This window comes from Kitasatospora sp. NPDC002522 (assembly GCF_053595195.1).
The window spans coordinates 162243-174131 of the sequence record NZ_JBSFXE010000001.1; the positions used below are offsets into that span (position 1 = coordinate 162243).

The 11889-nt window shown below is 74.5% G+C and carries 11 protein-coding genes; 4 read left to right on the forward strand and 7 right to left on the reverse strand.

What is annotated here, in order from left to right:
* Positions 1-25: 25 nt before the first annotated feature.
* The 6 genes from sucD to ACWD4U_RS00720 all read right to left on the reverse strand — a co-directional run bounded on the left by sucD (position 26) and on the right by ACWD4U_RS00720 (position 7682).
* Entirely contained in the window at positions 26-916 is an 891-nt protein-coding gene (gene sucD, locus ACWD4U_RS00695; protein ID WP_363461235.1) for a succinate--CoA ligase subunit alpha, read from the reverse strand.
* An 18-nt stretch (positions 917-934) separates the two neighbouring features.
* Positions 935-2107, reverse strand: a complete 1173-nt coding sequence (sucC, locus tag ACWD4U_RS00700) for an ADP-forming succinate--CoA ligase subunit beta (RefSeq protein ID WP_363461233.1) — start codon at positions 2105-2107, stop codon at positions 935-937.
* A 354-nt stretch (positions 2108-2461) separates the two neighbouring features.
* Entirely contained in the window at positions 2462-3598 is a 1137-nt protein-coding gene (locus ACWD4U_RS00705; RefSeq protein ID WP_363461231.1) for a VWA domain-containing protein, read from the reverse strand.
* A gap of 99 nt (positions 3599-3697) precedes the next feature.
* Positions 3698-6031, reverse strand: coding sequence for a DUF5682 family protein (locus ACWD4U_RS00710; protein WP_363461229.1), 2334 nt, complete (start codon positions 6029-6031; stop codon positions 3698-3700).
* Complete coding sequence (locus ACWD4U_RS00715) at positions 6028-7125, reverse strand: ATP-binding protein (RefSeq protein WP_363461227.1); 1098 nt, start codon at positions 7123-7125, stop codon at positions 6028-6030. The genes ACWD4U_RS00710 and ACWD4U_RS00715 overlap by 4 nt, the downstream gene beginning before the upstream one ends.
* Positions 7126-7271: 146 nt before the next feature.
* Complete coding sequence (locus tag ACWD4U_RS00720; RefSeq protein WP_363461225.1) at positions 7272-7682, reverse strand: hypothetical protein; 411 nt, start codon at positions 7680-7682, stop codon at positions 7272-7274.
* 93 nt (positions 7683-7775) lie between these two features.
* On the opposite strand from ACWD4U_RS00720, the gene ACWD4U_RS00725 reads away from it, so the two are divergent.
* From ACWD4U_RS00725 to ACWD4U_RS00740, 4 genes are read left to right on the forward strand one after another with little or no spacing between them, the layout of a single operon-like run.
* On the forward strand, positions 7776-8129 hold the full coding sequence (locus ACWD4U_RS00725) for a MerR family transcriptional regulator (RefSeq protein WP_363461224.1): 354 nt from the start codon (positions 7776-7778) through the stop codon (positions 8127-8129).
* A gap of 41 nt (positions 8130-8170) precedes the next feature.
* Positions 8171-9487, forward strand: coding sequence for an SWIM zinc finger family protein (locus ACWD4U_RS00730; RefSeq protein ID WP_363461222.1), 1317 nt, complete (start codon positions 8171-8173; stop codon positions 9485-9487).
* A gap of 37 nt (positions 9488-9524) precedes the next feature.
* On the forward strand, positions 9525-9686 hold the full coding sequence (locus tag ACWD4U_RS00735) for a hypothetical protein (protein ID WP_363461220.1): 162 nt from the start codon (positions 9525-9527) through the stop codon (positions 9684-9686).
* On the forward strand, positions 9683-11251 hold the full coding sequence (locus ACWD4U_RS00740) for a DUF5691 domain-containing protein (protein WP_363461218.1): 1569 nt from the start codon (positions 9683-9685) through the stop codon (positions 11249-11251). Before ACWD4U_RS00735 ends, ACWD4U_RS00740 begins: the two co-directional genes overlap by 4 nt.
* A 151-nt stretch (positions 11252-11402) precedes the next feature.
* On the opposite strand, the gene ACWD4U_RS00745 is transcribed toward ACWD4U_RS00740, so the two are convergent.
* Positions 11403-11810, reverse strand: a complete 408-nt coding sequence (locus tag ACWD4U_RS00745; RefSeq protein ID WP_363461216.1) for a cobalamin B12-binding domain-containing protein — start codon at positions 11808-11810, stop codon at positions 11403-11405.
* Between the last annotated feature and the right edge of the window lie 79 nt (positions 11811-11889).

Consider the following 11889-nt stretch of genomic DNA (forward strand, 5'->3'; position numbering starts at 1 on the left):
GCCTTCGACCGGTGCGTCAGCTGCCTTACTCGGCGGCGGCGATCAGCTCGCGGGCCAGGCGGGCGGTCTCGGACGGCGTCTTGCCGACCTTGACACCGGCGGCCTCGAGGGCCTCCTTCTTCGCCTGGGCGGTGCCGGAGGAGCCGGAGACGATGGCGCCGGCGTGGCCCATGGTCTTGCCCTCGGGCGCGGTGAAGCCCGCGACGTAGCCGACGACCGGCTTGGTCACGTGCTCGGCGATGAACGCCGCGGCACGCTCCTCGGCGTCGCCGCCGATCTCGCCGATCATGACGATGAGCTCGGTCTCCGGGTCCTCCTGGAACGCCTTGAGGGCGTCGATGTGGGTGGTGCCGATGACCGGGTCACCGCCGATGCCCACCGCGGAGGAGAAGCCGATGTCACGGAGCTCGTACATCAGCTGGTAGGTCAGGGTGCCGGACTTCGACACCAGACCGATCTTGCCGGCCTTGGTGATGTCGGCCGGGATGATGCCCGCGTTGGACTGTCCGGGGCTGATCAGGCCGGGGCAGTTCGGGCCGATGATGCGGGTCTTGTTGCCCTTGGCGCCGGCGTGGGCCCAGAACGAGGCGGTGTCGTGCACCGGTACGCCCTCGGTGATGACCACGGCCAGGCCGATCTCGGCGTCGATCGCCTCGACCACGGCGGACTTGGTGAACGCCGGCGGCACGAAGATGACGGTGACGTCGGCACCGGTCTTCTCCATCGCCTCGACCACGGTGCCGAACACCGGGATCTCGGTGCCGTCCACGTCCACGGTGGTGCCGGCCTTGCGCGGGTTCACACCGCCGACGATCTGGGTGCCGGACGCGAGCATGCGGCGGGTGTGCTTCATGCCCTCGGAGCCGGTCATGCCCTGGACGATGACCTTGCTGTCCTTGGTAAGGAAGATAGCCATGGTGTTGAGTCCCCTTCCTTACTTGTTGGCCAGCTCGGCGGCGCGGTCAGCGGCGCCGTCCATGGTGTCCACCTGCTGCACCAGCGGGTGGTTGGCGGCGGTCAGGATCTGGCGACCGAGCTCCGCGTTGTTGCCGTCCAGACGGACGACCAGCGGCTTGGTGACCGCCTCGCCCTTGCTCACCAGGAGCGCGAGGGCCTGCACGATGCCGTTGGCGACCGCGTCGCACGCGGTGATGCCACCGAAGACGTTGACGAAGACGGACTTGACGTCCGGGTCGCCCAGGATGATCTCCAGACCGTTCGCCATCACCTCGGCGGACGCGCCGCCGCCGATGTCGAGGAAGTTGGCGGGCTTCACGCCGCCGTGCTTCTCACCGGCGTACGCGACGACGTCCAGGGTGCTCATGACGAGGCCCGCGCCGTTGCCGATGATGCCGACCTGGCCGTCCAGCTTGACGTAGTTGAGGCCCTTGGCCTTGGCCGCGGCCTCCAGCGGGTTCGCGGCGGCCTTGTCCTCGAGCGCCTCGTGCTCCGGCTGGCGGAACTCGGCGTTCTCGTCCAGCGAGACCTTGCCGTCGAGCGCGATGATCTTGCCGTCGCCGGACTTGATCAGCGGGTTGACCTCGACCAGGAGGGCGTCCTCCTTGACGAAGACGACCCAGAGCTTCTGCAGGACGTCGGCGACCTGGTCCGCGATCTCGGCCGGGAACTTCGCGGCGGCGACGATCTCGGCGGCCTTCTCCGGGGTCACACCCTCGTTGGCGTCGACCGGGATCTTCGCCAGCGCGTCGGGGTTCTCCTCGGCGACGACCTCGATCTCCACGCCGCCCTCGACGCTGGCCATCGCCAGGAAGGTGCGGTTGGTGCGGTCGAGCAGGAAGGAGACGTAGTACTCCTCCTTGATGTCCGCGGTCTGAGCCAGCATCACCTTGTGGACGGTGTGGCCCTTGATGTCCATGCCGAGGATGGCCTCGGCCTTGGCGACGGCGTCCTGCGGGTCGGACGCGAGCTTCACGCCACCGGCCTTGCCTCGGCCGCCCACCTTCACCTGAGCCTTGACGACGGCGCGGCCGCCGAAGCGCTCCGCGATGGCGGCAGCGTCTGCGGCGGTCTCGATGACATCGCCGTCAAGCACGGGTACACCGTGCTTGGCGAAGAGGTCCCTCGCCTGGTACTCGAACAGGTCCACGTGTTTGTCCTTGTTCGTGGTCGCGGAATGTGTCTCTACGAGCGTGCCACGGCAGGATCTTCGCTGCGGGTCGTCGGTGCTGAGCGGGTACGCAGAAGTACGGCCTTGCGGCCCACGCAGCGAGCCGGGCGCATCGTCAATCAACACGCGCGTCACGTCCGCATGGCAGGTTATCCCCGGACGACCGGCGTGTTTCGCCCGGGACCCGGTCCGCGTTGGTGAGAACCGTCACAACACGGTGCCCGCGGCGTGTCGCCGGGCCGGCTCACCCCCTCGGGCGCGCGACGGTGAGCCGCACCACCGAATCACCCTCACGAGTGTCATCCCCGCCCATGGACACGCCCCCGCCGGCGCTCACCCGCGCTCGGGCACCGGCAGCGGACGCTTCTCGATCGCCGCCGCCATGATGTCCGGGAACGCGTCCGGCGTGCACGCGAACGCCGGCGCCCCCAGCGCCGCCAACGCCTGCGCGTGCGCGTGGTCGTAGGCCGGCGCGCCCTCGTCCGACAGCGCCAGCAGCGCGATGAACTGCACCCCCGACGCCTTCATCGCCGCGACCCGCTTCAGCATCTCGTCCCGGATCCCGCCCTCGTACAGGTCGCTGATCAGCACCACGACGGTCTCCGACGGCCGGCTGATCTTCGACTGGCAGTACGCCAGCGCCCGGTTGATGTCCGTCCCGCCGCCCAGCTGCGTCGCGAACAGCACGTCCACCGGATCGCTCAGTTGCTCCGTCAGGTCCACCACCGAGGTGTCGAACACCACCAGCCGGGTGTCCAGGCTCGGCATCGACGCCAGCACCGCGCCGAACACCGCCGAGTGCACCACCGACGCGGCCATCGACCCCGACTGGTCGATGCACAGGATCACGTCCTTCTTCACCGCCCGCTGCGCCCGCGCGTACCCGACCAGCCGCTCCGGGACCACCGTCCGGTACTCCGGCAGGTACCGCGACAGGTTCGCCCGGATCGTCCGCCCCCAGTCGATGTCCCGGTGCCGGGGCCGGTTCACCCGCGCACTGCGGTCCAGCGCCCCGCCGACGGTCGAGCGGGTGCGGTCCGCCAGCCGGCGCTCCAGCTCGGCGACCACCTTCCCCACCACCATCCGAGCCGTCTCCCGGGTGGTCTCCGGCAGCGCGTGCTTCAACGAGAGCAGCGTCCCCACCAGGTGCACGTCCGGCTCCACCGCCGCCAGCATCTCCGGCTCCAGCAGCAGCCGGTCCAGCCCCAGCCGGGAGATCGCGTCCTGCTGCATCACCTGCACCACGCTCGAGGGGAAGTACTCCCGGATGTCCCCCAACCACCGCGCCACCTGCGGCGCCGACCCGCCCAGCCCCGCCGAGCGCTGCTTGCCCTCCCCCCGGTACAGCGCCGCCAGCACCCCGTCCATCCCGGCGTCCCGCCCGGACAGCCGCACCCCCGTGCCGTCCCCCTCACCCCCGAGCACCAGCCGCCAACGCCGCATCCGCTCATCGTCCTGACGGACGGTCATCTGACACCCCTTCGAGTAGTGGGACGGCACCCCGACAGGGGCGCGGGGAACTGCGCGAGGCGGAAGGCGCCGACGGCAACGTCCGGCCCCCGACGGGTCTCACCCGGCGCGGCGGTCGATCTGACGGGGGATCCGCAGCGGCGGAGCCGACAACCCCAGCAGCAGCGCCAGGGTCGGCAGCACCGCGTCCGCCCGCGTCACGTCGAGCGCCACCGCGTCCGCGACCGTCGCGACGGGAGCGCCGAGCGGTCCGGAGGCCACCCGGGAGCCGATGGTGTGGCGGACGCCGGTCTCCAGCGAGGAGAACGTCCGGCGGAGGATCGGCAGCAGGTCGGTGAAGGTGTCGGCGGGGACCCGGCAGAGCCACGCGTCCAGCAGCCCCAGCAGGGTCGGGTCGTGCAGCAGCAGCGCGCCGCCGCCCGACAGGAAGCCCTCCGCCCACCCCGCCGCGTCGGCCGGTTCGGAGGCGGGCGAGAGCACCAGTCCCAGCCGCAGGCCGGCTTCGTCGGCCGGCAGCCGTCCGTCGTCGAGCAGCAGTCGCACGGCCCGCCCGCGGAGCAGCCCCGGCGCCCCGGTGGACGGCCCGCCCAGCGGCTCGCGGGCGGCGATCGACCGCAGTGCGTCCGCCCACAGGTCGCCGGTGGCGTCGGAGCCGAGCAGCGCGACCGCCTGGTGGACGGAGTCCAGCTCGCTCCGGCGGGCGTTCGCCCCGTCCGCGTCCAGTCCGACGCAGGCCGCGGGCAGTGCCACGCAGAGCCGCTCGGCGAGGCCCACCGCGACCGCGCCGAGCGCCGTCGCGTCGGTGGCGCGCACGTCCCCGTACCGCAGGGTGCGGACCAGGGCGGGGAGCGCGGCGGCGAGGTGGCCGGCGTCGGTGTCGAGCGCCGCGCGGTCCGCGAGGGCGTGCATCACCGCGGGCAGGGCGTCCGGCAGTCCGGCCAGCAGGCAGCGTTCGGCCAGCGAGGTGAGGACCGCCAGCGACCCGCCGGCGGCGTCGGCGACGGCCTTGGCGGTGGCCGCGCCCTGCACGGTGGTGCCCCACTGGCCGGCCTCGATCAGGCGGATCGCGAACTCGGGCTCCCAGGCGAGCCGCCAGGTCTCCCGGAAGGTGCCGGTGGACTGGACGGCGTCCCGGGCGGGGCGGCCCCAGTCGAGGCCGAGCAGCCGCAGCCGGTGGAGCAGGCGGGAGCGTTCGGCGTCGAGGTCCTTGCGCAGGTCGAGGACGAGGTCGCGGGCGTCGGGTTCGGGCCGCAGCCGCAGGGTGCGCTGAAGGCGGGTCAGGTCGCGCTGCAGCGGGACGGCGGGGGCGTCGTCCGGGACGGTGCCGAGCGCGTCGCCGATCACCAGCCGTTCGCGGACCAGCCCGAGGGCGACCTCGGAGCCGTCGCACATCACCGCGCGCACCGCGTCCAGGGTCTCGGTCAGGCCGGGCAGCGGGCGGCCGCGCATCGCCGCGAGGGTCTCGGCGAGCCGGACCGACTCGATCACGTGGGCCGAGGAGACCGGGTGGTCCTCGGCGCGCAGCAGCTCGGCGACCCGGGTCATCCAGTGCGCGAGCGGCTGGTCGGCGGTGGTGAACAGGTGGTGGTACCAGCCGGGCGAGTCGATGCCGGCGCCGTAGCCGGTGTGCTGGGAGAGCCGGCGGTGGGTCCACGGGACCCAGGTGAGTTCGGTCCGCAGCTTCTTCGGCAGCTCGGCGAGGAGCGCCCGGTCGTGGGCCACGGTGGGCAGTTCGGCGAGCGCGGGCACGTGCCAGGCCCCGCAGACCACCGCGATCCGCTCGAAGCCGGCCCGCCGGGCGGCCCGCAGCTGCTGGCGCATCGCGGCCTCACGGACCAGGTCGCGCCGCTCGGCCGGGTGGTGCTCGCGCAGCGCGGCCATCGCCTCGGCGAGCGCGGCGAACGGTGCGAGGGGGTCTGCGGAGGGGCCGCGGTGCTCGACCGCGTCCTCCCACCAGGCCTCCGGGTCGTCGTGCCCGGCGGCCGTGGCGAGTTCGGCGATCGGGTCGACCGGCGCCGGACCGGAAGTGCCCCCCGGCACTCCCGACCCGCCGTCAGCCGACCCACCGTCAGCATCGGTATCGGTATCGGCCTCCCGCCCCCGGGCGGGCAGCGTGAGGCTCTGCCCGGCCGGCAGGTCGATGAACCGGACCGGCACCCCGGCGTCGACCGCGTACCGCAGCGCCACCCACTCGGGGGAGAACTCGGCGAACGGCCAGAACGCGGCCCGCGCCGGGTCGTCGACGACGTGCGCGAGCAGGGCGACCGGCGGGACGAGGTCCTTCTCGCCGGCCAGCGCGACCAGCTCGTCGGCCTCCGGCGGGCCCTCGATCAGCACCGCGTCGGGGCGCAGCGCGGCCAGCGCGGCGGCGACCGCGCGGGCCGAGCCGGGGCCGTGGTGGCGCACCCCGAGCAGGGTCGTCCCCGCCGTCATGCGCCCACCTCGCGGGCGGCGCGGTAGAAGTCCTTCCAGCCGTCGCGGTCGCGGACCACGCCCTCCACGTACTCGCGCCAGACCTGGCGGTCGGCGACCGGGTCGCGGACCACCGCGCCGAGGATGCCGTCGGCGACGTCGCCGGCCCGCAGCACGCCGTCGCCGAAGTGGGCGGCCAGCGCCAGGCCGTTGGTGACCACGGAGATCGCCTCGGCGGTGGAGAGGGTGCCGCTGGGGGTCTTCACCTTGGTGCGGCCGTCGGCGGTCAGGCCGGAGCGCAGCTCGCGGAAGACGGTCACCACCCGGCGGATCTCCTCGGCGCCGCCCGGGAGTTCGGGCAGGTCGAGGGAGCGGCCGAGCTGGCCGACCCGGCGGGTGACGATGTCGACCTCCTCCTCCAGGGTGGCGGGCAGCGGCAGCACCACGGTGTTGAAGCGGCGGCGCAGCGCGGAGGAGAGCTCGTTGACGCCGCGGTCGCGGTCGTTGGCGGTGGCGATCAGGTTGAAGCCGCGCACCGCCTGGACCTCGCTGCCGAGTTCGGGCACCGGCAGGGTCTTCTCGGACAGGATGGTGATCAGGCTGTCCTGCACGTCGGCGGGGATGCGGGTGAGCTCCTCGACCCGGGCGATCTGCCCGGCCCGCATGGCCCGCATCAGCGGGGACGGCACCAGCGCGTCGGTGCTCGGCCCGTGGGCCAGCAGCTGCGCGTAGTTCCAGCCGTACCGGACCGCCTCCTCAGGGGTGCCGGCGGTGCCCTGGACCAGCAGCGTGGAGTCGCCGGAGATCGCCGCGGCGAGGTGCTCGGAGACCCAGGTCTTGGCGGTGCCGGGCACGCCGAGCAGCAGCAGGGCGCGGTCGGTGGCCAGGGTGGTGACGGCGACCTCCACCACCCGGCGCGGGCCGATGTACTTGGGCGTGATCACGGTGCCGTCGGGGAGTTCGCCGCCCAGCAGGTAGGTGGCGACGGCCCAGGGGGACAGCCGCCAGCGCTCCGGGCGGGGGCGGTCGTCCTGCCGGGCGAGCGCGGCCAGCTCGGCGGCGAAGGCGTCCTCGGCGTGCTGCCGCAGGACCTCGCTGGTCGTCTCGGTGGTCATCGGCTGCTCCGTTCGTGACGGGTCGTCGAAACGCTGCGCGCACAACGGCGCGAGAAGCGTGCGGCACGGCGCTGACCTGGGAGGACGTACTCCCGTTCGGGCCGTGCAGGTTCCACTCTGCACCCCGGCACCGACAATTCCGTCCGTCAGCTCCGGAGCGCCGCACGCCGGTTGGCCGCCCGCCACGGCCACAGCTGGGCGGCGCCGAACGCCGTCTCCACCACGAGGAACCCCCACAGCAGTCCGGTCGCGCCGTGCGCCAGCGCCCAGAGCTGCCAGCAGGCGAACAGCACCCGGGCCGCGCCGTCGTACAGGCCGTGCACCGGCTGCGGGCGGCGCAGCCGCAGCAGCGCCCAGACCACCACCACCGACCCCATCAGGTTGGCGAACAGCGTCAGCATCGGCTCCTGGGGCGGCAGTTGCCCCAGGCCCAGGGCGGTGCTCGTACCGTCCAGCGCCCGGTGCGCGAGGGCGTACGTCCAGGGGGTGGCGAACGGGGCGGTCACCAGCAGGTCGTACCAGGCGCTGGCGCGGACCAGGCGGGCGTAGCGGTGCATCGGGCGGGCTCCTTCGGGCTCTCGCGGCGGGGACCGCCCCATGCTCGACGGTGGAGTAGGGTCCAAGGTCAAGTCACCGACGGGGGTGGGGACATGCGCATCGGGGAGCTGGCCGCGCAGACGGGCCTGAGCCGCGACACCGTCCGGTTCTACGAACGCACCGGGCTGCTGACGGCGCGCCGGCTGCCCAACGGCTACCGCGACTTCCCGCCCGAGGCGGTGCCCTGGCTGCGGTACGTGCGCACCGCGCAGGCGCTGGGCTTCTCGCTGGCCGAGATCGCCCGTACCGGCGAGGAGTTGAGCGGCGTACCGGACGCCGCCGGGGCGCTGTCGGAGCTGTTCCGGGAGAAGATCGCGCTGATCGACGCCCGGATGGCCGAGCTCGCCGGGCTGCGGGCCGACCTCGCGGCCCGGGTCGGCGCGGGCTGTCCGCTGGCCCCGGCCTGACCGGTCCTCAACTGTCAGTAGCGCCTCCTAGCGTCGGAGCCATGGAGGAACGCTGGAGCACCGAACACGTCCTTTCCCTGGCGCCCGACCCGGCGTCCCTGAAGGCCGCCGGCAAGCTCGCCGGGCCCGGCCCGTGGAGCGCGACCGGGACCGGCCAGGGCGCGCTGTGGGGCCTGTGCAAGGGCAGCGGCAGCACCCCGTACCGGACGGCGGTCGAGCTCGGTACGCCCGCGTACAAGTGCAGCTGCCCGAGCCGGAAGTTCCCGTGCAAGCACGCGCTCGGCCTGCTGCTGCTGTGGGCCGGCGACCGGGCCGCCGTCACCGGGCCGGCCGAGCCGCCGGAGTGGGTCGCCGAGTGGCTGAACGGGCGCAGCGAGGCCGCCGTGCAGCGCGCCGCCAAGCAGCAGGCCAGGGCGGCGGAGGCCGACCCGGAGGCGGCTCGCCGCCGGGCCGGCAAGCGCTCCGCCCGGGTCGCCGCGGGCGCCGCCGAACTGCGGCTGCGGCTCGCCGACGGGGTGCGCCGCGGCCTGGCCGACCCGGTGCCCGCCGCGGCCTGGGAGGAGGTCGCCGCCCGGATGGTCGACGCCCAGGCCCCCGGCCTGGCCACCCGGGTCCGGGCGCTGGCCGAGACCCCGCAGGACACGCTGCTGGAGGAGTTCGCGATGCTGCACCTGCTGGCCGGCGCCTACGGCCGGATCGACACCCTGCCCGAGGCGCTGGCGGCCACCGTCCGCACCCGGGTCGGCTTCACCACCGACACCGCCGAGCTGCTGGCCGGCCCCACCGTCCGCGACCGCTGGCAGGTGCTCGGCAGCCGCGACACCGCCGACGATCGGCTCACCACCCGCCGGGTGTGGCTGCGCGGCGCCAAGACCGGCCGCGCCGCCCTGCTGCTCGCCTTCGGCCGCCCCGGCCAGGCCCCCGACCTGGCGCTGCCCACCGGCCGCGTCCTGGAGGCCGACCTCGCCTACCACCCCGGCGCCCGCCCGCTGCGCGCCGTCCTCGGCACCCGCTACGGCGCCCCCGAACCCGGCCCCGCCGAACCCCCCGCCGGCCTCTCCCCCGCCGAGGCGCTCGCCGAGTACGGCACCGCGCTCGCCGAGGACCCTTGGCTGGACGCCTGGCCGACCGTCCTCGCCGACGTGGTCCCGGTGCTCGGCCCGGACGGCTGGCGGCTCACCGACGGCCGGCACACCCTGCCGATCCGGAACGGCGCCCTGCCCGACACCGCCCTGTGGCGACTGACCGCCGTCTCCGCCGGACACCCCGTCACCCTGTTCGGCGAATGCGGCCACGCCGGCTTCACCCCGGTCACCGCCTGGGACGCCGACGGCCACCCCGTCGGCCTCACCAGGTGACGAACTGACGCCCCCTCACCAGCCCGGAGGCCATCCCGTGACCCGCACCCCCGTCCACCGGCCCACCGCCCCCTCCGCCGACTCCCGCACCGCCGTCCAGCGCATCGCCCTGCACCACGCCGCCCGCCGCGCCGCCACCGCCAGCGGCTGGAGCCGCCGCCGGCGCACCGCCCACCGTCCGAACGGAGCCCGGGCTTGACCGTCCCCGCCCTCGACACCGCCGCCGACCACTGGGCCGAACTGCAGGGCGCCGCCCTGCTCGGCACCGACCGGCGCCCGCTGCCCGACACGCCCGGCACTCCGCTCGCCGAGGCCGTCGACCGCGCCGACCCGGCCGCCGCCCTGCTCGACCTGGCCGCGCTCACCGTGGTCCGCCGCCGGGCCGGCGCCCTGCCCGCCGCCGCGCTCCAGCCGCCCGCACCCGCGCCCGCCGACCAGCGGCCGCCGCTGCCCGAACCCGCCGCCCGCCGCCTCGACGTGCTGCTCGGCACCCGCACCGGCCACGGCAGCACCGCCAACCTCGCCGAACTGCTCCCCCAGTGGCTGACCGCCGCCCGCGCCCACGGCTACCGGCTGCCGCCCGCCCTGGTCCCCGCGTTGCTCGACGCCGCCCGGGCCCGCTCCGAACTGCGCGCCGACGCGGTCGCCCTGGCCGGCCCGCTCGGCCGCTGGCTCGCCCCGCAGAATCCCGACTGGAAGTATGTCACCCGCACCGCGGTCGCCGACGCCACCGGCCAGGACGGCGAACTCGTCTGGCAGGAAGGCCTGTTCGCCGAACGCGTCACCCACCTCACCCGGCTGCGCCGCACCGACCCCGCCGCCGGGCTCGCCCTGCTCGCCACCACCTGGACCACCGAACGCGCCGAGGACCGCGTCCTGTTCGTCGACGCCCTGCAGGACGGCCTCTCCCCCGCCGACGAGGAGTTCCTGGAGGCCGCGCTCGCCGACCGCTCCAAGAACGTCCGCGCCACCGCCGCCGAACTGCTCTCGACCCTCCCCGGCTCCGCCCTCGCCGACCGGATGGCCGCCCGCGCCCGCGCCGCCGTCCACTACGACGGCGCGCGACTGACCGTCACCCCGCCCACCGCGTGCGACGCCGCCATGCAACGCGACGGCATACCCGTCAAGTCGCCCACCGGGCGCGGCGAACGGGCCTGGTGGCTCGGCGAGATCGTCGCCGCCGCGCCGCTCTCGCTGTGGACCGCCGACACCGGCCTGACGATCGCTCAACTGCTCGCGCTGCCCACCGCCGAGACCGCCGCCGACGGCGGCGCCGAATGGGCCGAGGACCTCCGCGAGGCCTGGGCCCGCGCCGCCGTCCGCCAACGCGACACCGCCTGGGCCCGCGCCCTGCTCGGTGCCGCACCCCGGCCCGGCCGCGACACCCGCACCCCCGGCTCGCCGGCCCGCCTGCTGGCCGTCCTGCCGCCCGCCGAACGCGCCGTGTGGACCGCCGCGTTCGTCCAGACCCACGGCCTCGGCGACGCCTTCCAACTGCTCGGCGCCTGCGCCACGCCCTGGACCCCGCCACTGTCCACCGCGGTGGTCGCCGCGCTCAAACGCGCCGCGGAACTCGGCGCCTACCCCTGGAGCCACAGCGGCGTCCTCGGCATGACCGAACGCGCCCTGGCCCCCGAGACCGCCCCCGCGGTCGAGGCCCTCGCCGCCGAGACGTCCCCCGACACCGCCTGGTCCGACACCTTCACCCGCCTCGCGGGCACGCTGAGGTTCCGCCAGGCGATGCTCGCAGAGCTCGGCGGGTAGGGGCCCGGGGAACGGCGGGGGTGCGTGGCGGTCGAGTGCCGGAGCGCTGCGGGTCTGGGCGCATGGACGTCTCCGAGACCTGCAGCCGGACCAAGACCGCCAGGCACTCGCCTCGCAGTTCCCCGAGCCCCTGTTGTGGTGCCCGATTGCCTCAGCTGGCGGAGCGCAGGTTGGTCTCGACCCAGGTGACGACGTCCTGGGTCGGGGTGCCCGGGGTGAAGATGTCGGCGACGCCGAGGGCCTTGAGTTCGGTGATGTCGGCGTCGGGGATGATGCCGCCGCAGAAGACCTTGATGTCGGCCGCGTCGCGCTCCTTGAGGAGCTCGATGACCTTCGCGCAGAGCGTCATGTGCGCGCCGGAGAGGATCGACAGGCCGATGCCGTCCGCGTCCTCCTGGATCGCCGTGTCGACGATCTGCTCGGGGGTCTGGTGCAGGCCGGTGTAGATGACCTCCATGCCGGCGTCGCGCAGGGCCCGCGCGATGACCTTGGCGCCCCGGTCGTGGCCGTCGAGGCCCGGCTTGGCGACCACCACTCGGATCGGCCCTGACACACCCATCACTGCCTCCTGGACCACGTCGTCCACACCGCCCCGCGGACGGTGTTAACCACTTCTAACAGATCTGAGGGGAGGGTAG